Genomic DNA, 21999 nt, shown 5'->3' with positions numbered 1-21999 from the left:
ATCGCCGTCCCCCGGATGCACGGGGCGCCCGTCGAATCCGAACAACCCCGAACACCGCGCGACCACGCCGGCTCCGTGGCATCCCTTTGGATGAAAAGACCCACCCGCGGTCGACTCGCGACCACGCAGGAAAGAGAACCGATGGATGCCAAGCCCCCGCGAACGCCGATCGACGCCGAACTCGAATGGCAGGCCCTGCGCCTTCGGAAGATCGTGCACAAACAGTACGAGCTGTGGGCGATCACCCGCATCGTGCACGGTCTGGACGATCCCGAGATCGAGTGGGTCACCCAGCAGGCCGTCCCCGCTCGTGAGGAGGGGAAGCGCGCGCTGCTCGACCTCTACTTCCCGCAGTTCCGGCTGGCCGTGGAGATCGACGAGCTGCAGCACGTCGATCAGGTCGAGCAGGACCGCCTTCGGGAGCGTCACGTCATCGACACCGCGAACGTCGAGTTCTGGCGGTGGAAGATGCAGGACATCCACACCCTCGACGACGCGCGGGACCGCATCGACAAATTGATCGGTACGTTGCGCAAGCGCAAGCGCAAGCAGATCAAGAAGGGCACCTTCGTGCCGTTCCGATTCGGCCGCACCTACGACCCCGCCGAGTGGATCGAGCGCGGGGGAGTCGGCATCCAGGACGACGCCCGCTTTCGTCGCCACGTCGATGTCGCTCGCCTGTTCGGCAAGGATCTCGCCGCGCACCGCTCGGGCATGCTGCGGCTGACGGAGAGCGTGCAGGTCTGGTTCCCGAAGCTCTACCCGAACAAGGAGTGGGACAACGCTCTGCTCGACGACGGCCAGCGCATCGTGCAGCGTCTCGCGGTCGACGCGACCGCGGGAAGCGACCCCGAGCCGCTTCCCGCCGGCAGCGGGTCGGGTGAGACCCGCCTCGTCTTCGCGCATTACCGCGACGAGTTCGGGCGGATCTACTACCGCTTCGTCGGGGCGTTCGAGCACATCGGCCAGGACGGCCACAGCGCCGACTTCCGCCGTAACGGTGAGCGGATCACCGTCGACGGCGCGGGCGGCTTCGAGATCACCCGCGAATGACGGACCTCGCACCCGCCGGCACTCTGACCGGAGGACGGATCCACCCATGACGAACGTCACCCCCACATCGTGACGAGAGTCTGAGGTCGTTCGGCCGCCTGACGGCCAGCATGAAGACATGACCTCCTCCACCCCCACTCCCGCCGCGATCGACGCGCGGGGCGTCGTCAAGAGCTTCGGTTCCGTTCATGCCGTCCGCGGCATAGACCTCTCGATCAAGCCGGGCGAGATCGTGGCGTTCCTCGGGCCGAACGGCGCGGGCAAGACCACGACGATCGACATGATCCTCGGCCTGAGCACCCCCGACTCCGGCTCGATCAGCGTCTTCGGGCACAGCCCGCGCGGCGCGATCGCCCGGGGTCTCGTGTCCGCGGTCCTCCAGACGGGTGGGCTGCTGAAAGACCTCACCGTTCGCGAGACCGTCGAGCTGACGGCGAGCCTGTTCGCCGAGAAGCGTCCCGTCGACGAAGCGCTCGAGCGGGCCGGCATCCGGAATCTGGCGAGCCGACGCGTCGGCCTCTGCTCCGGCGGCGAGCAGCAGCGTCTCCGCTTCGCGATGGCGCTCGTGAGCGACCCGGCCCTGCTCATCCTCGACGAACCGACCACCGGCATGGACGTCGAGGCGCGCCGCTCGTTCTGGAACGCGATCCGCGCGGATGCCGCCCGCGGACGCACGGTGATGTTCGCCACGCACTACCTCGACGAGGCCGACGAGTACGCCGACCGCATCGTGCTCATGCGCGGCGGCGAGATCGTCGCCGACGGCCCCACCTCCGAGATCAAGAACCTCGTGTCGGGGCGCATGGTGCACGCGACGCTTCCGGATGCCGACATCACCGCCCTCGCGGCCCTCCCCGGCGTCGACTCGGTCGAGGCCGCCGGCGAGCGCATCGCGATCCGCACGAGCGACTCCGACGCGCTCGCCCGCCACCTGCTCACCACCACCGACGCGCGCGACATCGAGATCACGGCGCAGAACCTCGAGAGCGTCTTCCTCACCCTCACCGCTGACAACGCCGCGCCCGTCTCGAATGGAGCCGTCCGATGACCGCCATCACTCTCGACCGCCCGGTCCCCGCCTTCGGCGGGTTCACGCTCACGTATCTGCGCATCGAGCTGCTGCGCAAGCTCCGCAACCCCCGCAGCCTGCTGTTCACGGTCGCATTCCCGGTGCTGATGTTCTTCATCGTCGGGTTCCAGACGCTCGACGTTCCGCTGACCGATACCCCGTTGGCATCCGGGGGAGTGTCGGTGGCCGCGTACATCATGGTCTCGATGGCGATGTACGGGACCATGATGTCGGCGACCCAGACCGGAGCGTCGGTCGCGGTGGAGCGCGCGCAGGGCTGGAGCCGCCAGCTCCGCCTCACCCCGCTGAACCCCGTCGCGAACGTCGTGGTCAAGATGATGGCGGGCATGATGTTCGGCCTCATCGCCGTGATCGCGACCTACGCCGTCGCCGCCTTCGCCGGTGTCACCCTCGCCCCCGTGCAGTGGATCGTGACCGGACTCGCCGCCTGGCTCCTCGCGAGCGCGGTGTTCACGACGCTCGGCCTCATGGTCGGCTACATGGTTCCGGGCGAGAACGCGGCGCAGATCACCAGCCTCGCCGTGGTGCTGCTGTCGTTCCTCGGCGGCCTGTTCTTCCCGCTGTCGTCGATGCCCGACTTCCTTCAGACCATCGGCAAGCTGACGCCCGTCTACGGCATCGGCGAGCTCGCCCGGTCGCCTCTGACGGGGGATGCCTTCGACCTCGGCGCCCTGATCAACGCGGTGGTCTGGCTCGCGGTGTTCGTCGCGGGGACCGTGTACTTCTTCCGTCGCGACACGCGGCGCGCGTGACGCCTAGGGTGAACGACATGAGCAGTGGGACCGGCCCGGAACGAGCGATCGTTCCGGGCCGTCGCCCGTTTCAGCGCGGGTGGCTCATCGGTTCGTCGATCTCCCTGATCTGGACGTTCCCGACGCTGCTCACCCTCTGGGAAGAGCCGGGTCTGGCCCCGCGGGTGCTCGGAACGGCGATCGTGGCGGTGTTCGCGGCGCTGTTCATGGCGACCGCTCCCCTCGCCCGTCGCACGCCTTCTTACGGACGCCGACTGCTTCTGCCCGTGGCCCTCTTCGCGCTGAGCCTCGCGCTCTGGCCGTGGCTCGGCGCCGACGTGCGGTGGCTGTGGACGTTCGTGGGAGTCTCCGTCGCCGTCTCGCGTATGGGGTCCCGCACCATGTGGACGACCGTCGGGGTGCTGAGCGGACTCTCGTTCGCCGTGGGGGAGTGGAGCGGGGCCGACACCTTCACGAGCGTGCTCAACTCGGCGATCATCCTCTCCATCTCGATCATGATGTTCAGCTTCATGCGGAACATCTCGACCCTCGAGCGTCTCCGCGATGCGCAGGCTCAGATCGCCGAACTCGCCGCCGAGAAGGAGCGTGGTCGCGTCGCGCGCGACGTGCACGACATCCTCGGTCACTCGCTCACCGTGATCACGGTGAAGGCAGAACTCGCCGGACGACTGATGGATGCCGGCTCCCCGGCCGCCCGCGACGAGATCACGCAGATCGAGCAGCTGGCGCGCGGTGCCCTCTCCGACGTCCGCACGACGGTCCACGGGTATCGCGGGGTGAGCATCAGCGGAGAGCTCGCGGCCGCGCGGGCGGCGCTGGAGAGCGCCGGGGTCTCCGCCGACCTCCCCGGATCGACCGAGCAGGTGCCCGCCGACCGCCGCGAACTGGCCGGGTGGGTGGTCCGCGAGGCAGTGACCAACGTCATCCGCCATTCCGGTGCCACCGCGTGCCGCGTGCGGCTCGACGGCCGGTCGATCGAGGTGGTCGATGACGGGTGCGGACCGTCTGCTGCGGCATCCTCGGGCTCGGGACTGACGGGCCTGCGCGAGCGCGTCGAGACGTCCGGCGCCCGTCTGACCATCGGTCGCAGCGACCTCGGCGGATTCAAACTCAAGGTGGCATGGTGATCCGACTGCTCATCGCCGACGACCAGGCTCTCGTGCGCGGCGCCCTCGCCGCGCTGCTCGGTCTCGAACACGACATCGAGGTCGTGGCCCAGGTGGGCCGCGGCGACGAGGTGGTCGAGGCGGCGCGGGCGTCCGAAGCCGACGTCGCCCTCCTCGACATCGAGATGCCCGGCATCGACGGCATCGCCGCGGCATCCCTCCTGCGTTCGGAGGTTCCCGGATGCCGCGCCCTCATCGTCACGACCTTCGGTCGCCCCGGCTACCTGGCGCGTGCCATGCAAGCCGGCGCGTCCGGATTCGTGGTCAAGGACACCCCCGCGGCGGAGCTGGCCGACGCGGTACGACGCGTGTCTCTCGGGCTCCGCGTCGTCGACCCTGCCCTCGCGGCCGAGTCTCTCGCGCAGGGCGACTCCCCGCTGACGGAGCGCGAGACCGACGTGCTCGCCGCGGCCCGCGACGGCGGCTCGATCGCCGACATCGCGCGGACGGTGCACCTGTCAGAGGGGACGGTGAAGAATCACTTGTCCAGCGCGATCGGGAAGACCGGCGGGCGGAATCGGTCGGATGCCGTGCGGGTTGCGGTGGAGCGGGGGTGGCTGTGAGTGAACTTGCAGGAGAGAACCCTCCCCTTTAGCCCTTGAGGATCTTGTCCAGCTGCTGCTGGACGACCTTCCCCACCTTGAAGCCGTATTTTCGCCAGTAGGCGTAGAACTCCTCCGGTGTCTGAAACTCGCCGCGTCCGTGTCGAAGATCATCGATGTCGACTACGGCCCCGATGTATTCGCGCGTGGTAGAAGATCGTTGCTTGCTCGCTATGCGCCAAGCGGGCTGGACAATGATCTCGAGGTCCTCGACGCGTGAGTGGGTGTCCTCGTTGAGTGTGTATAGGACGATGATGTCCAAATGCGATTCGTATTCGGCGAAGGGACGGAAAGTACCGGGCCAGCGCAGGGCTGGGTAGCGGAAGTAGGTGTTTCCCGTGTAGAGCGTGATGCGGCTCTGCGTGTTCTTGCTTACGCCTCTGGCAGTCGACTTTCGTCTGGCGACCTTGATATCGACCGCGTGAAATTCACCCGCGAGAGCGGGTCCCGTGAACTCCAAGTCCGGGTACCCACGCTCAGTACCTCGGACGGTGGTTATTGCGCCGACTTCGCGAGCGCGTTCGGCAACGAAGTCAGCCACACTCACCTCGAGGACGTTCGCCAGTGACGCCGGCTCCTTCGGCAACGGCAGGATGTGGCCGCCGTCGACAACGAGCTGCCTAAGCTGCGCCGCGTTCGCGACAGTGACCGGCCAGTCGTGGTCGCCGCGCTCCTGGTAGACCCCAAGCAAATCGAAGCTGTAGTCGCTGCATACGGACCGCAACCAGGCGGCAAGGTCGATCGAGTCAGTCACGGCAACAGCATCCCACGCAGAGGATGTGCACCATCGAGTGGGGCATGTCGGAGGCCTGGTGCAACATCGGGTCGGAGATACTGGACTGTCAAGACGCCCGCGGGCGAAGAATCGAGGTGACCATGGCGGAGCAGCTGCCGGTCGTCAGCCTGTTCTCTGGCGCTGGGGGATTGGACCTTGCCGCCGAACGAGCGGACGGCGAGGCCCTAGTCAGTGAGGACACGGGCTCAGGCCTCCTCCGGGTCGCCGTTGCCACTGACTACAACGAGCAGGCGCTGTCGACGCTCCGAGAGAACTTCGATGGTGTGCCGACAGTGACGGGCGACATCCGCGCAATCAGCACCGAGCAGATCCTCGATACCGCCAAGCTCCGTTCTGGCGAAGCGGCGCTCGTCATCGGGGGCCCACCTTGTACCCCGTTCAGCAAGTCCGGGTTCTGGCTGGAGCAAAAGCGTGAGAGCCGTGACCCGAACGCTTCGCTTCTCGACGAGTACGTGAGGGTTGTGAAGGACACGCAGCCCGAGGCGTTTATCCTCGAGAACGTGCAGGGGCTCACATACAAGACCCACCGCGCTCAGTTCGAGAGACTCCTCAAGGCTCTGGGAGAACTGGGTTACAACCCTCAGTGGAGGGTACTGCTGGCGGCCGACTACGGAGTCCCTCAGCTCAGGAGACGCGTGTTCGTGATCGGGCGCCGCGACGGGAAGAAGCTGGAGTTCCCAGAGCCCACGCATTCGGGTTGGAGCGAGCGTGATCGCAAGGTCGACGCAACCAAGATTCCTCACGTAACCGCCGCCGAGGCCTTCCGGACTCTCCCTGCCGTCGCACGAGTTGCAAGCGAGGAGATCGTTGACGGCACCTACGGCGAACTTGCCGCCGAGATTCCGCCCGGACAGAACTATCTGTGGCACACAGACCGATACGACGGGCGAAACGTCTTCGACTGGCGCAGCCGGTACTGGACCTTCCTGCTTCGCCTGCATCCGGATCGCCCCTCATCGACCCTCCAAGCCCAGCCCGGGCCTTGGGTTGGGCCCTTCCATTGGGAGAACGTCAAGACGGCATCCGGTGAGCGCGCACGGAGACTGCGGATCGAGGAGATCCTCCGGTTGATGTCCTTCCCGGACGACTTCAGAGTCCAGGGAACCCGGGCGGACGTGCAGCGGCAACTCGGGAACGCCGTCCCTATGGAACTGGGCAAAGCCGTCATTCGGTCCGTCGTTGAGCAGCTCGGATACGCCAAGTCCGACAAGAGCATACGCCCCTTGTTGCGCGCCTGATTTCCGCTTTGCAACCCCGCGACTGGCGGGACATGCGCCCCGGAAAGAATTCAAGCCACACGCCCCGCCAGCGAAGAATCATCGCGACAGCGCTTACAGCGGCGGCAAGCTGTCCAGATTGTTCTTCGTTGTGGTGTCAGCCGTCGTCTTGAGGAACTTTTGCCCCGTGCCCGTTTTGGACACATAGACGTCGGCGCGCTGAGGAAGCCTGACATAGAAGGTGTTTGTCCCAGCCTCGATAGAAGCCACGACCTGCGGCACGGGCCACTCCCACGAGCCCCTCACTCCGACATCCGTAATGTCGCCCTCTCGGTCCTTTCGCACGTTCTTAATTTCTGCATCGGCCATTCTTGCTCCAATCATTACGCCCGCAATTCGCAGGGTGTTGGAACTATTGCACCGACCTCGGACATTGATTCCCATTCGATGGTGGGACCGGAGCTTGTCATATGAGCTGCGGCACGGCGCGTTCGAAGTCCAAGTCGACTTGGATGATGGTCGAGCACGCTGCTGCTCGAACATGAGGAGCGGGCGCGAAGGCCTACACCAGCCCGAACGCCACCGCCTCCTCCTCCGTCAGCATCCGCGACCGGATGAGGAACCGCATCCCCGTCGGCCCCTCGACCGAGAACCCCGCGCCGCGGCCCGGCACGACGTCGATCGTCAGGTGCGTGAACTTCCAGTACTCGAACTGCGACTCCGACATGTAGACCTCGATCGGGTCGTCCAGCCCGACCTCGATGCTCCCGAGGTGTACGTCGCTCGGTCCGATCAGGAACATCCCCACCGGGTAACACATCGGCGAGCTGCCGTCGCAGCAGCCCCCGGACTGATGGAACATCAGCGGGCCGTGCTTCGCCGTCAGGTCACGCAGCAGCGCGGCCGCGGCATCCGTCACGTCCACGCGGGAGAGTTCTGGCATCCGTATCCGTCCTTTCCTGAAGGCGTGTCCCACTTTGTGCGGGAAATCGAAGCTCGATTCGCACAATGCGGGACGCGCGACCTCCGTCCCGAGGGGCGTGTCCCACTTTGTGCAGATTCCGCCCGGAGAACTCGCACAAAGTGGGACACGCACCATCGCGCGGTGCCGGCGAACGACGCGGCGCTGACCAAACGGGCGTGGCCCCCGGGACGAACCCGGGGGTCACGCGGTCGGGTCGCCGCCACGACCCCGACACGGTCGATCAGAAGAAGCCCATCGCCCCTTCGGCGTACGACACGAGCAGGTTCTTCGTCTGCTGGTAGTGGTCGAGCATCTTGAGGTGGTTCTCGCGGCCGATGCCCGACTGCTTGTACCCGCCGAACGCGGCGTGCGCGGGGTACTGGTGGTACGTGTTCGTCCAGACGCGTCCGGCTTCGATCGCCCGACCTGCGCGGTAGGCGGTGTCGCCGCTTCGGCTCCACACGCCTGCGCCCAGGCCGTACAGGGTGTCGTTGGCGATCGAGATGGCGTCGTCGAAGTCGTCGAACGACGTGACCGAGAGCACGGGACCGAAGATCTCCTCCTGGAAGATGCGCATGTCGTTCGTGCCCTCGAACACCGTCGGCGCGACGTAGTAGCCACCCGAGAGGTCGCCGCCGAGGTCGACCCGCTCCCCGCCCGTGAGCAGCTTGGCGCCGCCCTGCTTGCCGATGTCGATGTACGACAGGATCTTCTCGAGCTGGTCGTTCGAGGCCTGCGCGCCGATCATCGTCTCGGGGTCGAGCGGGTTGCCCTGACGGACCTTCTTCACGCGCTCGAGGCCGTCGCCGAGGAACTGGTCGTAGATCGAACGCTGGATGAGCGATCGCGACGGACACGTGCAGACCTCACCCTGGTTGAGGGCGAACATCGTGAAGCCCTCGAGCGCCTTGTCGTAGTAGGCGTCGTCGCTCCGCAGCGCGACGTCCTCGAAGAACACGTTGGGGCTCTTGCCTCCGAGTTCGAGCGTCACCGGGATGAGGTTCTGCGACGCGTACTGCATGATCAGACGCCCGGTCGTGGTCTCACCCGTGAACGCGATCTTGCGGATGCGCTTGTGCTGCGCCAGCGGCGCCCCCGCCTCGATGCCGAAGCCGTTGACGATGTTGACGACGCCCGCGGGGAGCAGGTCGCCGATGATGTCGAACAGGAACAGCAGCGATGCCGGGGTCTGCTCGGCCGGTTTGATCACGACGCAGTTACCCGCGGCGAGGGCCGGAGCGAGCTTCCATGCCGCCATGAGAATGGGGAAGTTCCACGGGATGATCTGCCCGACCACACCGAGCGGCTCGTTGAAGTGGTACGCCACGGTGTTCTCATCGAGCTGGCTGAGCGAGCCCTCCTGCGCCCGCAGCACCCCGGCGAAGTAGCGGAAGTGGTCGACGGTCAGCGGGATGTCGGCGGCGAGCGTCTCGCGCACCGGCTTGCCGTTCTCCCACGTTTCGGCGACGGCGATCCGCTCGAGGTTCTCCTCGATCCGGTCGGCGATCTTGTTCAGGATGACGCTGCGCTCAGCGGGCGTCGTCTTCTTCCACGACGCGAACGCCTTCCACGCGGCATCCACCGCCCGATCGATGTCGTGCGCGTCGCCGCGGCCGACCTCGCAGAACGGCTTGCCGGTGACGGGGGTGATGTTCTCGAAGTACTCGCCGCTGTGCGGTTCGACCCATTCGCCGCCGATGTAGTGCCCGTACCGCGAGCGGTACTCGGCGACGGCCCCGCGGGTGCCGGGGGCGGCATAGACGCTCGAGACGCCTTCTTCGACGATGGTCATGCGTGTCTCCTTCGACGGTCATGAGTCGCCGCGACGGCTTCGAGCGGCGATGCGCCGACGGTACGCCGGGGGAGGTTGCATCGGGTTGCACCCGCGTGCACCCGAGACCTCGCCACCGGAATCGGATACGTGCAGCGGATTCGGATGCCGCTGCCCGTTCGATCCGAATCCGCTGCGCGCATCCGAATCCGTTCACCTGAGCTGCGTCGCGCATGCCCCGCACGGACAGCACGCGACATCACGCATGCCCAGCGGCCGCGCGCCCGCCCCCCACAACTGCGGCGCAGGCACCGGAAACCACGGATGCCACGACCCCGAGGCCGTGGCATCCGTTCCGCGCGTACCGTCAGACGTCGGCGTCCGCCAGGACCGAGCGCAGGGGCGGGACGTTCACCTCGTGCAGGTCGATGTCGTCGAGGCGCTCGATGCTGATGACGCGCGGAGCGATCGTGCGGTCGTCGGCGACGATCCAACTGCCGACGAGGAGGAAGCGATCGTTGCCGGCGGTGATGGGCCCGGTCAGGGCGAAGGTGTGGTTCGTCGGTGTGGCGAAGGTGACCCGCACGGGCGTGCCGTGGGGGAGGGTCGACGGGTCGACGACATCGGCCGTGAGCGCCGGCTCGGGAGGTTCGATCCCCACGTCGATCCGCTGGATCTCGGAGCTCGTGCCCAGGATGATGTCGCCGACGAGCGGCTGCCCGCCCACACCGATGCGTACGGTTCCCTCGATCGCGTACAGCCCGTAGCGCGGGGAACGGACGATCACCCGGGCGACATCGCCCGCCTTGACCTCGGCGAGCGCCTCACGAATGCGCCCCACGTCGCGCCGAGCGCGAGCTGCCGAGAAGATGTCGAGCGCCTTTTCGTCCATATGTTCAGCGTAACGAGGGCCTCCGACATCGGGCACCCCCGGGACGTCATCCCCACAACCCGTGTCCTCTTTCGTCCGGGAAATCGGCGCGATATCGGCACGAAGTGGGACATGCCGGCCCGGGAATACGCCGACCCCGGCGGGAAACCGCGCCTGGAATGCGCCACCCCGGGGCCAGAAAGCGCGAGCGCCTCACTCCCGCTCGAGCCGCTCCACCCGCGCCACGAGCCCCGCCCGCTTCGGCGATCGCGCCGGCAGCATCGCCAGGCACAGCCGCAGCACCTCCTCGTCGTCCCGCGCATCCGCGGTCTCGGCGTAGGCGAGCAGCACATCGACCCCCGCCTCGGCGAGCAGGGCCTCGCGCAGCGCCGAGCGCACCGACTCGCGCACCTCGACGACGCCCGGCGCGTCCGATTCGGGCAGCACCGGGCCCGCGTACGCGGCGAGTGCCACGCGATGCGCCCCGCGGTCGAGCAGCGACAGCACGTGCTGCGCGTCGGTCTCGAGTCCGTCCGGAAGGCGATACGGACGGGATGCCGGCACCAGGCGCGGAGCCACCGGGGCGAGCGCGCGCCGCAGACGCACCATCTCGGGCCGGAGCGTCTCGACCGCAGGGTGCCCGTACACCGCCTCGCTCAGCGCCTCGGCCGACAGCCCCTCGCGGTGGACGGCGAGCAGGAGCAGGATCTCGGCGTGGCGGGCGCTGAGTTCGAGCGTCTCCCCGCCGACCTCCAGGATCGCCCGGTCGCGGCCGAGGATGCGCAGCAGGGCCCGCGCCGGCGCCGATCGCTTCGGCGGGGGCGCCTGCTGCGCCCGGAGGCGCGCGACGAGGATCTCGCTCTCGATCGCCCGGGCCGTGGCATCCACGAGCAATTGCGCTTGCGGAGTCACCGCCTCGGGGCCTCCCGTCACGTCGATCACCCCGAGGAGGCGTCGCGATTCCGGGTCGTGCACGGGTGCCGCGGTGCATGACCACGGTTGCACGAGCCGATTGAAATGCTCGGCACCGTGGATCTGCACCGACCGGTCGAGGGTCAGAGCCGTTCCCGGGGCCGAGGTGCCGACGGCATCCTCCGCCCAGTTCGCGCCCGCGACGAAGCCCATGTCGCCGGTCAGAGCCCGGATGTGCCGGTCGCCCTCGACCCACAGCAGCCGGCCGGCCGCGTCGCCCACGGCCACGACGACCCCCGATTCCTCGGCCGTTCCGGGCAGGAGCAGCGCCCGGACCATGTCCATCACCCCGGCGAGCGGATGCGCGCGGCGATACACCTCGAGCTCGTCGCTCGCGAGGTCGAGCGAGGGGAGTCCCTCCGGTCCCACGAGGGATGCCAACGACCGCCGCCACGACTCCTGCACGAGCGGGCGCACGTCGTTCAGCCGCCGATCCTCCTCGTTGCCCGCGAGAAGTTCCTCGTGCGCTCGCGCGATCAGCAGCCCCGATGTCTCGGGGGAGATCGGCGGTCGCGACCACGGAGAAGGCACGGCACTCCCATCGGCGGTGACGGAGGTGCGTCCAGTGTAGGTGCGCACACGCGCGGGGGCGAGGGTTCACGGCGGGATGCCAGGACCGGGAGCCCTCGTGCGACGTGTCGTCTCGGCATCCGAAATCCATTCACGTGCATTGATGAGACGGGTTCTCAAGCCGAGGAAACGCCGTCGACCCCCTCGACACGCGCCGCCCCCGGGCGGACGGTGGAGAGTACAAGAGAAAGGGATGCCATGAAGGCAGTGCAGTATCGCGAGATCGGCAAAGGCCCCGAGGTCGTCGAGATCGAAGAACCCCACGCGGGTCCGGGCCAGGTGCGCCTCAAGGTGACGGCGGCCGGTCTGTGCCACTCCGACTGGTTCGTGATGGACCTCCCCGAGGAGCAGTACACCTACGGACTTCCCCTCACGCTCGGCCACGAGGGTGCCGGCATCGTCGACGAGCTCGGCGAGGGGGTCGAGGGCGTGAACATCGGCGAGGCCTACGCCATCTACGGACCGTGGGGATGCGGGCGCTGCCACGCCTGCGCGAAGGGCGCCGAGAACTACTGTCCGCACGCGGCCGAGATGGGCATCACCCCTCCCGGTCTCGGGAGCCCGGGAGCCATGGCCGAGTACGTGATCGTCGACGATCCGCGGCACCTCGCGCCCCTCGGCGACCTCGATCCCGTCGAGACCGTGTCGCTCACCGACGCCGGTCTCACGCCGTACCACGCGATCGTCTCCGCGAAAGAGAAGCTGTACCCCGGGGCCACCGCCGTCGTGATCGGCGTCGGAGGTCTCGGCCACGTCGGCGTCCAGATCCTGCGGGCCATCACGCAGGCGACCGTGATCGCGGTCGACATCGGCGAGGACAAGCTCGCCCTCGCGCGCGAGGTCGGCGCGCACCACACCGTGACCTCCGACGAGCACGCCGCGGATCGCATCCGCGAGCTGACGAACGGTCTCGGTGCCGCCGCGGTCTTCGACTTCGTCGGCGTGCAGCCGACGATCGACCTCGCCCGAGAGGTCGCCGGGATCGACAGCTTCATCCACATCGTCGGGATCGGCGGCGGCATCCTTCCCGCCGGGTTCTTCTCGACCCCGTTCGGCGCGGCCGTGCGCGCACCCTACTGGGGCACCCGCAGCGAGCTGATCGAGGTGCTCGATCTCGCGCGCAGCGGAGCCGTCGGCGTCCACGTCGAGCGCTATGGCTTCGACGGCGCCGTCGAGGCGTACAAGAAGCTGCACGCGGGGAAGGTGCGCGGCCGCGCGGTCGTCGTTCCCTGATCGTCGCCTCGAGGGGGTGGCATCCATTCGTCGGGATTGGATGCCACCCCCTCGGCGTTCCTCCACGGCGCCGTCGCGCGAAGCATCCGTCTGTTCCGAGCGCGCGGCGGGTCATCCAGATCGCGACACGCCTTCGCACCGCACACTACCGCGCACTGCGTGGTACTGTCCGAGGCAGACAAGCGAAGGGGGCCGCGCGTGGATACGACGCAGCTATTGAAGGGAGTGCTGGATGCCGCCGTGTTGGCGGTCGTGCAGCACGACGACGGGTACGGCTACGACATCGTGCGACGCCTGCGCGAGGCGGGGCTCGGCGAGGTGGGGGATGCCTCGGTGTACGGCACGCTCCGGCGCCTCTACTCCGCGGGGGCACTGTCGAGCTACGTCGTGCCGAGCGACGGGGGACCGCACCGCAAGTACTACGCGATCAATCCGCAGGGCCGCGAGCTGCTCGCCGCGCAACGCGCGAGCTGGGCCCACTTCTCCTCCGCCATGAGCACACTCCTCGACGACACCCCGACCACGAAGCTGCGCACGATCGGAGACGCCCGATGATCACCACGCCCGTCCACGACGACATCCGCGCCTTCGCCTCAGCGGTGCGCGCGCACCTCGACGACCTTCCCGTCGACGAGGTCGACGACCTGCTCGACGGTCTCGAGGCCGACCTGTCGGATCAGGCCGCCGAGGCCGGTGACGGTTTCACGATTCCGGATGCCGCGACCTACGCGGCCGAGCTGCGTGCGGCCGCGGGGCTCCCGGAACGCGGCGATGCTCCCGCAGCGAAACGCACGCCGTTCCGCCAGCGTCTCGCGCACGCCCGGACGTCTGTCGAGGCACAGATCCGTCGCAATCCGGCCGGTGTCTGGTTGCTCGACCTGCTGGCATCCCTCCGTCCGATCTGGTGGATTCTGCGCGCGGTGGTGCTGTATCTCTTCATCGCGCCACTCTTCTGGTCGGGGTACGGCTCGATGTCGGGTGCGGTCGCGTATCTGATCGGGGCGGTGCAGTTCCCGGGCATCGTGCTCCTGGCGGTGCTGGTGCTGGTGAGCGTGCAGTGGGGTCGTGGACGATGGGCACCCAACGCGATCGTCCGCGGTTTCCGCACCGCAGTGACCATCGTGGCCGTGGTCCTGACCCCGTTCACGCTCGCGGCGATCGGCGGCAACCTGCAGTCCGTGGTGTGGGATGGATCGCACGACGTCTTCGCTGCGCCGTACACGTCGGGGCTGTCGCTCGACGGTCAGCGCGTCCGCAACATCTTCGCGTTCGACGCCGACGGCAACGCGATCCCGACCGTGCAGCTGTTCGATCAGGACGGCACTCCGCTCACGACCGTCGGCAACGCGAACGGCAACGCTCCCTTCGACAACTACTTCTATGGCGGCGGCGGTCCGGTGCCCGTGCCCTACACGGCACCCGGCGCCGCCGACGCGTGGAACATCTATCCGCTGCACGAGATCCCGGCGGGCGTGATGAGCTGGGACTCGGTGGAGGACATCAAGAAGGCGACGTCGCCGGCGTTCCCGTTCCTGCGCGTTCAGCCCGTCCCGACTGACGCGGCGCCTTCCGCCGGAACGACTGCCGAGGCCACGCCTCAGCCGTCGCCGAGCCCCACCGACGCGGCGGTGACCCCGTGAGCGACGAGCCGCGCATCGTGAGCATCGACCTCACCCACCTCGTGATCGCCGCACTGGAGGACGCTCGCGACGAGGAGGAGTAGGCATCCCGAACTCGGGGCGTGATTCGGCGGTTTGGGGGCGTCGAATCACGCCCCGGCCGTCTCCCCGCCCGCTGAACGCGCGCCGTCGTGCGGAGTTCGCCCTCGACACGCCGTTCCCGACCGCTCCGGACCGGCGTGTCGGCCACGAACTCCGCGCGACGGCACACCTCGCGCCCGGCCGCACACCACGCCCGACGGCACACCACGCCCGGCCCGCACGCCATTCGTGCTCGGCCGGAGCGCAGCTCACCCCCGGGCAGCCCACCACTCCCGAAGACGCCGCTCGGCCTCTTCTTCGCCGAGCACGCCTTCGTCGAGTCGCAGGTCGAGCAGGAAGCGATACGCCTCACCGACCTCGCGGCCCGGCGTCAGCCCCAGCACCTCCTGGATGCGGTTGCCGTCGAGCTCTGGCCGGATCGCGTCGATCTCCTCCTGCTCGCGGAGGGCGGCGATGCGGGATTCGATGTCGTCGTAGGCGGATGCCAAGCGCTGGGCCTTGCGCTTGTTCCGCGTGGTCACGTCCGCCCGCGTGAGGATGTGCAGCCGCTCGAGCTCGTCACCCGCGTCTCGGACGTAACGCCGCACCGCGGCATCCGTCCACGCGCCTTCCGCGTAGCCGAAGAAGCGCAGGTGCAGCTCGATCAGGCGCGAGACGGTCGTCGTGGTCGCGGCGTCGAACCGCAGCGCCTGCAGGCGCTTGCGCGCCATCCGCGCACCCTTGATGTCGTGATGGTGGAAGGTCACGCCGCCGCCGGGCTCCAGTCGCCGGGTCGCGGGCTTGCCGATGTCGTGCAGCAGGGCCGCGAGGCGGAGGGGCACGTCGGGCGCGGCATCCGGGTTCCGCTCCTTCTCGAGCGCGATCGCCTGGCGCAGCACCGTGAGCGAGTGCTCGTACACGTCTTTGTGGTGGTGGTGCTCGTCGACCTCGAGCCGCAGCGCGGGGACCTCGGGGAGGAACTCGTCGATCAGCCGCGTCTCGACCAGGACCCGGATGCCACGCACCGGGTCATCCGTCTGCAGAAGCCGCACGAGCTCGGCCTGGACCCGCTCGGGACTGACGATCCGGAGCGTCTCGCGCAGAGCGCTCATCGCGTCGAGGGTGTCGGGGTCGATCGCGAACTCGAGCTGCGACGAGAAGCGCGCCCCGCGCAACATGCGCAGCGGGTCGTCGCCGAAGCTCACGGCCGGGTCGATCGGGGTGCGCAGGCGTCCGGCGATGAGGTCTTCGACGCCGCCGGTCGGGTCGACGAGCGCCCGCGCGGGGACGCGCAGCGCCATCGCGTTGACGGTGAAGTCGCGACGGCTGAGGTCGGCTTCGAGCGTGTCGCCGAACTCGACGGTGGGCTTGCGGGTGACGCCGTCGTAGCTGTCGGCGCGATAGGTCGTGATCTCGACCTGCTCGCCCTTCACGCGGGCGCCGATCGTGCCGAAGGCCCGTCCCACGTCCCACTGCACCGACGACACGGGCTTCACGAGCGCGAGGATCTCGTCGGGGCGGGCATCGGTGGTGAAGTCGAAGTCGTGCGTCACGCGCCCGAGCAGCGCGTCGCGCACCGGGCCGCCCACAATCGCGAGATCGCGCCCCGCGTCGGCGAAGACGCGGGCCAGGGTGGCGACCACGGGATGCGCGGCGAGCTCTTCGAGGCGCGCGAGACCCTCGGCCATGTTCAGCATGCTTTCGAGCCTATCCGGGGCCGCTGACAGCACCGCAGCGGTGCCGCCTCCGGTTGAGTGTCCAAGACACGCCGTATCGCACCCCGCAGTTGCGGCGTGTCGTGGACACTCAAACAGGCGAGGGCCCTACGCGTCGAGGAAACGCAGAAAACCGGTCACGATGAGCTCGCGGACGCGGGGGAGGAGGTCGGCGCGGAGGTCATCGGCATCCACCTCGAGAAGCTCCGCGATCGCGCCGATCAGCGCTCCCACCTCGAGATCTCCGTCGCAGGCGCCGACGAGGGCGGCGAGCGCGGGGTCGACCTCGATCGTGCGACCGAAGCCCCCGCCCTGGCGGAGCTCGATCACCGACGGAGACTCCTCGCCGGGACGATGGTGCCGGGCCTCCGTGACGTCGGGCGCCACACGAAGGGTCGCCGCAGCCAGCCCGTCGTCGTCGAGCAGGGCGGCGCGGTCGTGCTCCTCGAGGCACGCGGCCAGGTGCGGACCGAACGCCGTCTCCCCACCGCCGGCGACCCGCTCGTAGCGCGCCAACGTCGGAGCCCCGGCGAGCGGTCGACGTAGGAGCACGTACCCGAAGCCGACGCCCGTGACCCCGCGCCGATCGAAGTCCTCGAGCCAGGCGTCGATCAGACGGGCGTAGGCGGGTGTCCCCGGCACCGTTCCCCCGTCGCGCACCCACAGCTCGGCGTAGGCGAGCGGGTCCAGTACCTCGCGCTCGATCACCCACGCGTCCAGTTCGGGGCCGACCCATCCCTTCACGCGGTCGAGTCCGCTCTCGTCCGCGCGGTACTCCCAGTTCCCGAGCGACTGCGCCACCCCGCCCGGCGCGAGGTGCGCCCCGACACCGGCGATCACCGAGGCCACGAGAGCGTCGCCCTCGAGCCCGCCGTCCCGGTACTCGTACGCCGGAACCCCCGCCACACGCGGGGTGATGACGAACGGGGGATTGGATGCCACCCGCTCGAACAGCTCTCCCTCGACGGGTTCGAAGAGCGAACCGTGCCGCGTCTCGATCCCGTCGACGTCGTTCAGAAGGGCGTTCAGGCGCGTGAACCGCAACGCCCGTTCGGAGATGTCGGTGGCGACCACTCGCGGCACCAGGCGACGCAGGCGGAGAGCCTGGATGCCACACCCCGTGCCGATGTCGAGAGCCGAGGCGGCACGCCAGGTGACCTGCAACCGAGCGAGCGTCTGAGACGCCCCACCGACGCCCAACACATGATCCTCGGGAAGAGGGCCGCCCAGCGCCGCCTCGTCGAGGTCGCTCGCGATCCACCACTCCTCCTCGCCGTCCGCGTCGGCGATGGCCTGCGGGCGGACGAGAACGGTCGGCGCCACGGTGTCTCCGTCCTCAACGGCGAGGCCCAGAGTGACGGCTCCCGCAATCCCGACTGACGGCAGGGTAGCGGCGAGGTCGTCGCGCCTCACCGCACGACCGAGCCCCCACAAGCGCCCCAGCACCGCGAGGGGATCGCGCCGGTCGCCCAGCGCACGCATCGCGGGGCCGAGCAGTCCGCGTGCGACGGCGTCGTCCGCTCGCGGACCCCACGCGCTCCTCAGCTCGGTGCTGCGGTAGCCCGCCGCCCGCAGGTCGTCGGCGAGGAGGCGGCAAAGCGTCGGATCGGGTTCGGGAAGCACCGCTCCATTCAACCGTCTTCGCGAGGCTATCGGGGGGCTCCGAGGTGGGCGGCCCTAGACTCGTCGCGGTGCGAGACCCCTCGCCCACCGACGCTCGTATGACCGTGATCTCCCAGCCCTCTGGCTCACCCGTGCTGCGGCGCCCTCTCACGCGCCGGCTGCTGGCGACCCTCGCGGCAACCGCCCTCGCGCTGGGTATGGCCGCGCCCGCCGCCGCCGTGGCTGCTCCGACGGCCACGCCGACGCCCTCCGCCACGGCGAGCGCCGCACTGGTGCTCGCGGTCGCTCCGGCGGCCAACGGCATCCTGCGCAGCGGAGACGCACTCACCGCGACCGCGACCCGAGCGAACCCCAGCGGGGGAAGCGCCCTCCCTGCCTCCTCCGTGGCCCTGTCGATCGGCACACAGGCCCTGGCCGACGACTCGGCGCTCACGCGCTGGCTCGACGGTGATTCGACGGGCGTGACGCTCCAGCAGATCGCCACCGGGATTCTGGATGCCACTCCCTCCGGCGCGCAGGCGTCGACGACGTTCAGCGTGCCCGCGACCGATGCCGCGGTGGCCGGTCGGGCCGCCGGTGTGTACCCGCTCCTCGCCCGCACGGCCGACGGCCTCACGGCGCTCAGCGTCGTGGTGGTGACCGCCGACGGGGGAACGCCGACGCCCCTGGGACTGGTCGTCCCGATCACCGCCTCGCCGATGACGCGGGGTCTTCTCACCGCGAACGAGCTCGTCGATCTGACGGCGGTCGACGGTCCGCTCTCGGCCCAGCTCGACGCCGTCGACGGCACGCGGGCGACCCTGGCGATCGACCCGGCGATCGTGGCATCCATCCGCGCACTGGGCTCGTCGGCACCTCCCACCGCCGTGGCGTGGCTGCAGAGACTGCTGTCTCTGCCCAACGAACGCTTCGCTCTGCAGTTCGGCGACGCCGACCTGGCATCGCAACTGCGCGCCGGGCTCACGGCGCCCCTCGCCCCGACCTCGCTCCAGTCGTACATGACCGCGAGCGATTTCACGCAGCCCCCTGCGGTCGCGAGCCCGTCGCCGGATCCCTCCGCGACCCCCGGTCAGCCGACGCTCCCCGACCTGGCGACCCTCCTCGACATCGGCTCTTCAACTCCGTCGGTGTATTGGCCGGCCTCCGGCTCCGCGGGTGCCGACACGGTGGCCGCTCTCGGCGGTCAGGGGACCGCGGATGCCCCCACACGAGTCCTGGTTCCCTCGAGCACCGTCGCCGGTGCGGGCGAGGCCGTCCCGGCGAACGCCAGCGTCGGAGGAGTGTCCACCCCCGTGTACGACGCCGAGGTCTCGGCGGCGCTGACCCGCGCGGCCGGCGAGAACGACACCACCCGACGGGGAGCCGACCTCGCCGCAGCGCTCGGCTATCTCGCCTTCGCGCGCACAGCGAACGCCGACCGCCCCGTCCTCGCCGTCCTCGACCGCGGCACGGACCGATCGCGTGGGAGCCTGCGCGCCACCATGACGGCCGTCACGACCGCGCCGGGCTTCACCGGGACGACCCTCGACGCGATCGCCGGGCAGCCGGCATCCGCGATCTCGCTCGTCGACGCTGCGGTCGACAGCACGCTCGTCGACGACGTGACGAACCTCGTCGCCGACGAGCAGGTCATCGACCGCTTCGCGACGATCCTCGAGCAGCCCGACCTGCTCACCGGTCGCGAGCGCGCCGAGGTCCTCCAGGTGCTGAACGTGGGATGGACAGGGGATGCCGCCCGCACGGCCGTCTCCGACCATCGCGCCGCGACACAGACCACGCTGAACGCGGTCGGCATCCTGTCGTCGGACTTCCGCCTGGTGAGCTCGAGCGCGCCGCTGCGTCCATGGGTGCGCAACGATCTCCCGTGGACGATCTCGGTCGTGCTCGCGGTCCGCCCCGACGACGCCCGACTCCGGGTGCAGGATCGCACCCCCGTCGAGGCCCAGGCCTCGGCGAACACGCGCGTCGAAGTGCCCGTCGAGGCGCGACTGGCCAACGGCGAGGTCAGCGTCGCCCTGCAGCTCTACAGCCCCACGGGAGAGCCCGTCGGCGCCCCGCAGGTCGTCGACGTCGAAGTGCGCGCCGAGTGGGAGAGCATCGGCCTCATCGTCGTGATCGTGCTCGTCGTGGTCTTCCTCGGCGTGGGCGTGATCCGTACCCTCGCACGTCGACGGCGCGCCGCCGCCGGCCAGGAACCAGAGCCGACACCCGACGACGAGCCGGCCGACGGACGCGCGCCCGCCGAGGGCGATGCCGTCGACGACGACCCCACCGCCCCCCACGCCTCCGAGGAGTCCCGCCCGTGAGCAGCATCGGTCGCGCGAGCGTCCTCATCGGGGCGGGCACCGTCGTCTCGCGGGTCAGTGGCCTGCTCCGCACGATCGTGCTCGTCGCCGCGATCGGATCCTTCGGCGGCGCCGGCGACGCGTTCGCTGTCGCGAACCAGCTGCCCAACAACATCTACGCGATCATCTCGACCGGCCTGCTGACCGCCGTCGTCGTCCCGCAGATCGTCAAGGCCGCAGCGCACGCCGACGGCGGCCAAGCGTTCATCTCGAAGCTCTTCACGCTCGGGACGGTCGGGCTGCTCGGCGCGACCGCCCTCGCGATGATCGCCGCGCCGTTCCTCGTGCAGGTGTACGCGAGCAAGTTCACAGCGGACCAACTCGCGCTGTCGACGGCGTTCGCCTATTGGTGCCTGCCGCAGATCTTCTTCTACGGCCTTTATGCGCTACTCGGTGAGATCCTCAATGCTCGACGGGTGTTCGGCCCGTACACGTGGGCACCCATCGTCAACAACATCGTCTCGATCGCCGGTTTCGGCGCGTTCATCCTGATCTTCGGCGGTCCCCAGACCCGGGTGGATGCCTGGACACCGAGCATGATCGCGGTGCTGGCGGGAACGGCGACGGCGGGCATCGTCGTTCAGACCCTCGTGCTGGTGTTCTTCTGGCGGCGGGCCGGCTTGGCGCTGCGGCCGGACTTCCAGTGGAAGGGCGTGGGCCTGCGCCACATCGCCCGACTGGCCGGGTGGACGTTTCTCATGGTCGTCGCGGGTCAACTCGCCGGCATCGTGCAATCCAACGTGCTCTCTGGCGCCTCTGGGGAGGACCCGGCGATCTTCGCGTCACAGAACGCCTGGCTCCTCTTCATGCTCCCGTACTCGATCATCGTGCTCTCGATCGGGACGCCGTACTTCACGCAGCTCAGCGAGCACGCGGCATCCGGACGGCACGACGAGGTGCGGGCCGACATCGCTCGCAGCATTCGTACGCTCGGGTTCTTCATCGTCGTGGCCGCTGCCGCCCTCGCCGTGGCCGCGGTACCCGCCAGCCGCATCTTCACCAACGGCGCCGAGCAGGCGACCGCCGCGGCTCCGGTGCTCCTGTGCTTCCTGCTCTGCCTGGTGCCTCTGGCCGTCCTGTTCGTCGTGCAGCGGACGTTCTACGCGTACAACGACACCCGGACCCCGTTCTTCTTCACGCTGCTGCAGTGCGCTCTCGTGGCCGGTGGCGCGGTTCTCGCGGGCCTCCTCCTCGATCGCAGCGTCCTCGCCGCGGGGGTGGCCCTCACCCAATCCTTCGCCAGCATCGTGCAGGTCATCGTCGCGAGCGTGCTGCTGCACCGGCGCCTCGGCGGGATCGGGGCTGCCGCGTGGCTCCCCGCGCTGGTCAAGTTCACCCTCGCGTCGCTTCCGGCCGCGATGGCCGGATTCGTCGTTCTCTCGCTCCTCGAGGGATCGACCGGCTGGATGACGACGAGCTCTCTCGCCGGAGCGGTCGGAGCCGGCCTGATCGGAACCGTCGTGCTGGCGGTGTACGTCGGCATCCTGGCCCTCTTCCGCACCCCCGAGGTGGTGTCGGCGTTCTCACTCGTGCGCCGGTTCCTGCCCCGACGCTAGCCC

General features: G+C 69.1%; 19 protein-coding genes. 11 read left to right on the top strand and 8 right to left on the bottom strand.

Features of this window, described 5'->3' with window-relative positions; all coding sequences use genetic code 11:
- The first annotated feature begins 141 nt into the window (after positions 1-141).
- The 5 genes from AB0O24_RS07575 (at position 142) to AB0O24_RS07555 (ending at position 4624) form a co-directional block, all read left to right on the top strand.
- Positions 142-1053, top strand: coding sequence for an AbaSI family restriction endonuclease (locus AB0O24_RS07575; RefSeq protein WP_363373750.1), 912 nt, complete (start codon positions 142-144; stop codon positions 1051-1053).
- A gap of 118 nt (positions 1054-1171) precedes the next feature.
- A complete protein-coding gene (locus AB0O24_RS07570) occupies positions 1172-2101 on the top strand; it encodes an ABC transporter ATP-binding protein (protein ID WP_363373747.1) in 930 nt (309 codons plus the stop codon).
- Positions 2098-2895, top strand: coding sequence for an ABC transporter permease (locus AB0O24_RS07565; RefSeq protein WP_275796500.1), 798 nt, complete (start codon positions 2098-2100; stop codon positions 2893-2895). Before AB0O24_RS07570 ends, AB0O24_RS07565 begins: the two co-directional genes overlap by 4 nt.
- Before the next feature lie 17 nt (positions 2896-2912).
- A complete protein-coding gene (locus AB0O24_RS07560) occupies positions 2913-4022 on the top strand; it encodes a sensor histidine kinase (protein ID WP_363373743.1) in 1110 nt (369 codons plus the stop codon).
- Positions 4019-4624: a response regulator transcription factor gene (locus AB0O24_RS07555; RefSeq protein WP_307383883.1), complete on the top strand. Its 606-nt coding sequence runs from the start codon at positions 4019-4021 to the stop codon at positions 4622-4624. Before AB0O24_RS07560 ends, AB0O24_RS07555 begins: the two co-directional genes overlap by 4 nt.
- A 28-nt stretch (positions 4625-4652) precedes the next feature.
- On the opposite strand, the gene AB0O24_RS07550 is transcribed toward AB0O24_RS07555, so the two are convergent.
- Positions 4653-5417, bottom strand: a complete 765-nt coding sequence (locus tag AB0O24_RS07550; protein WP_363373740.1) for a type II restriction endonuclease — start codon at positions 5415-5417, stop codon at positions 4653-4655.
- Between the two features lie 23 nt (positions 5418-5440).
- On the opposite strand from AB0O24_RS07550, the gene AB0O24_RS07545 reads away from it, so the two are divergent.
- Positions 5441-6697 (top strand): DNA cytosine methyltransferase, encoded by a 1257-nt coding sequence (locus AB0O24_RS07545; protein ID WP_363373737.1) that lies wholly within the window; start codon positions 5441-5443, stop codon positions 6695-6697.
- 93 nt (positions 6698-6790) lie between these two features.
- Here the strand turns inward: AB0O24_RS07545 and AB0O24_RS07540 are convergent, their stop codons facing one another.
- The 5 genes from AB0O24_RS07540 to AB0O24_RS07520 all read right to left on the bottom strand — a co-directional run bounded on the left by AB0O24_RS07540 (position 6791) and on the right by AB0O24_RS07520 (position 11785).
- The gene (locus AB0O24_RS07540; RefSeq protein ID WP_363373734.1) at positions 6791-7045 is read right to left on the bottom strand and encodes a DUF3892 domain-containing protein; all 255 of its coding nucleotides are present in this window, start codon (positions 7043-7045) and stop codon (positions 6791-6793) included.
- 193 nt (positions 7046-7238) lie between these two features.
- Entirely contained in the window at positions 7239-7619 is a 381-nt protein-coding gene (locus AB0O24_RS07535; RefSeq protein ID WP_363373731.1) for a DUF779 domain-containing protein, read from the bottom strand.
- 262 nt (positions 7620-7881) lie between these two features.
- Positions 7882-9432 carry an aldehyde dehydrogenase family protein gene (locus AB0O24_RS07530; RefSeq protein WP_363373729.1) on the bottom strand — a complete coding sequence of 517 codons (1551 nt, stop codon included), beginning with the start codon at positions 9430-9432 and terminating at the stop codon, positions 7882-7884.
- Positions 9433-9778: 346 nt separating this feature from the next.
- The gene (locus AB0O24_RS07525) at positions 9779-10303 is read right to left on the bottom strand and encodes a hypothetical protein (RefSeq protein ID WP_058628443.1); all 525 of its coding nucleotides are present in this window, start codon (positions 10301-10303) and stop codon (positions 9779-9781) included.
- 192 nt (positions 10304-10495) lie between these two features.
- The gene (locus tag AB0O24_RS07520; RefSeq protein ID WP_363373725.1) at positions 10496-11785 is read right to left on the bottom strand and encodes a GAF domain-containing protein; all 1290 of its coding nucleotides are present in this window, start codon (positions 11783-11785) and stop codon (positions 10496-10498) included.
- A 237-nt stretch (positions 11786-12022) separates the two neighbouring features.
- Between AB0O24_RS07520 and AB0O24_RS07515 the strand changes: the two genes are divergently transcribed.
- The 3 genes from AB0O24_RS07515 to AB0O24_RS07505 all read left to right on the top strand — a co-directional run bounded on the left by AB0O24_RS07515 (position 12023) and on the right by AB0O24_RS07505 (position 14697).
- The gene (locus AB0O24_RS07515) at positions 12023-13057 is read left to right on the top strand and encodes an NAD(P)-dependent alcohol dehydrogenase (protein ID WP_363373722.1); all 1035 of its coding nucleotides are present in this window, start codon (positions 12023-12025) and stop codon (positions 13055-13057) included.
- A 198-nt stretch (positions 13058-13255) separates the two neighbouring features.
- Positions 13256-13612, top strand: coding sequence for a PadR family transcriptional regulator (locus AB0O24_RS07510; RefSeq protein WP_275799065.1), 357 nt, complete (start codon positions 13256-13258; stop codon positions 13610-13612).
- Positions 13609-14697: a hypothetical protein gene (locus AB0O24_RS07505; RefSeq protein WP_363373719.1), complete on the top strand. Its 1089-nt coding sequence runs from the start codon at positions 13609-13611 to the stop codon at positions 14695-14697. The genes AB0O24_RS07510 and AB0O24_RS07505 overlap by 4 nt, the downstream gene beginning before the upstream one ends.
- 329 nt (positions 14698-15026) lie before the next feature.
- On the opposite strand, the gene AB0O24_RS07500 is transcribed toward AB0O24_RS07505, so the two are convergent.
- Complete coding sequence (locus AB0O24_RS07500; RefSeq protein WP_363373716.1) at positions 15027-16454, bottom strand: CCA tRNA nucleotidyltransferase; 1428 nt, start codon at positions 16452-16454, stop codon at positions 15027-15029.
- A gap of 126 nt (positions 16455-16580) precedes the next feature.
- Positions 16581-18095 carry a methyltransferase gene (locus tag AB0O24_RS07495; RefSeq protein ID WP_363373714.1) on the bottom strand — a complete coding sequence of 505 codons (1515 nt, stop codon included), beginning with the start codon at positions 18093-18095 and terminating at the stop codon, positions 16581-16583.
- Positions 18096-18163: 68 nt separating this feature from the next.
- Here AB0O24_RS07495 and AB0O24_RS07490 point away from each other — a divergent pair, with 68 nt between their 5' ends.
- Entirely contained in the window at positions 18164-20401 is a 2238-nt protein-coding gene (locus AB0O24_RS07490; protein WP_363373712.1) for a DUF6049 family protein, read from the top strand.
- Positions 20398-21996, top strand: a complete 1599-nt coding sequence (gene murJ, locus AB0O24_RS07485; RefSeq protein ID WP_363373708.1) for a murein biosynthesis integral membrane protein MurJ — start codon at positions 20398-20400, stop codon at positions 21994-21996. The genes AB0O24_RS07490 and murJ overlap by 4 nt, the downstream gene beginning before the upstream one ends.
- The last annotated feature ends 3 nt before the right edge of the window (positions 21997-21999 follow it).

The sequence above is a fragment of the Microbacterium sp. NPDC086615 genome (genome assembly GCF_040686055.1).
Lineage (GTDB): Bacteria > Actinomycetota > Actinomycetes > Actinomycetales > Microbacteriaceae > Microbacterium.
The sequence above is the reverse complement of the archived record's forward strand: the minus strand, read 5'-3'. Positions and strand labels throughout refer to the sequence as shown.

Excerpts from the sequence above, each read along its gene's own strand:
- AB0O24_RS07575 (WP_363373750.1), top strand. The coding sequence starts at position 142 with ATGGATGCCAAGCCCCCGCGAACGCCGATCGACGCCGAACTCGAATGG.
- AB0O24_RS07570 (WP_363373747.1), top strand. The coding sequence starts at position 1,172 with ATGACCTCCTCCACCCCCACTCCCGCCGCGATCGACGCGCGGGGCGTC.
- AB0O24_RS07565 (WP_275796500.1), top strand. The coding sequence starts at position 2,098 with ATGACCGCCATCACTCTCGACCGCCCGGTCCCCGCCTTCGGCGGGTTC.
- AB0O24_RS07560 (WP_363373743.1), top strand. The coding sequence starts at position 2,913 with ATGAGCAGTGGGACCGGCCCGGAACGAGCGATCGTTCCGGGCCGTCGC.
- AB0O24_RS07545 (WP_363373737.1), top strand. The coding sequence starts at position 5,441 with ATGTGCACCATCGAGTGGGGCATGTCGGAGGCCTGGTGCAACATCGGG.
- AB0O24_RS07540 (WP_363373734.1), bottom strand. The coding sequence starts at position 7,045 with ATGGCCGATGCAGAAATTAAGAACGTGCGAAAGGACCGAGAGGGCGAC.
- AB0O24_RS07535 (WP_363373731.1), bottom strand. The coding sequence starts at position 7,619 with ATGCCAGAACTCTCCCGCGTGGACGTGACGGATGCCGCGGCCGCGCTG.
- AB0O24_RS07530 (WP_363373729.1), bottom strand. The coding sequence starts at position 9,432 with ATGACCATCGTCGAAGAAGGCGTCTCGAGCGTCTATGCCGCCCCCGGC.
- AB0O24_RS07525 (WP_058628443.1), bottom strand. The coding sequence starts at position 10,303 with ATGGACGAAAAGGCGCTCGACATCTTCTCGGCAGCTCGCGCTCGGCGC.
- AB0O24_RS07515 (WP_363373722.1), top strand. The coding sequence starts at position 12,023 with ATGAAGGCAGTGCAGTATCGCGAGATCGGCAAAGGCCCCGAGGTCGTC.
- AB0O24_RS07505 (WP_363373719.1), top strand. The coding sequence starts at position 13,609 with ATGATCACCACGCCCGTCCACGACGACATCCGCGCCTTCGCCTCAGCG.
- AB0O24_RS07500 (WP_363373716.1), bottom strand. The coding sequence starts at position 16,454 with ATGCTGAACATGGCCGAGGGTCTCGCGCGCCTCGAAGAGCTCGCCGCG.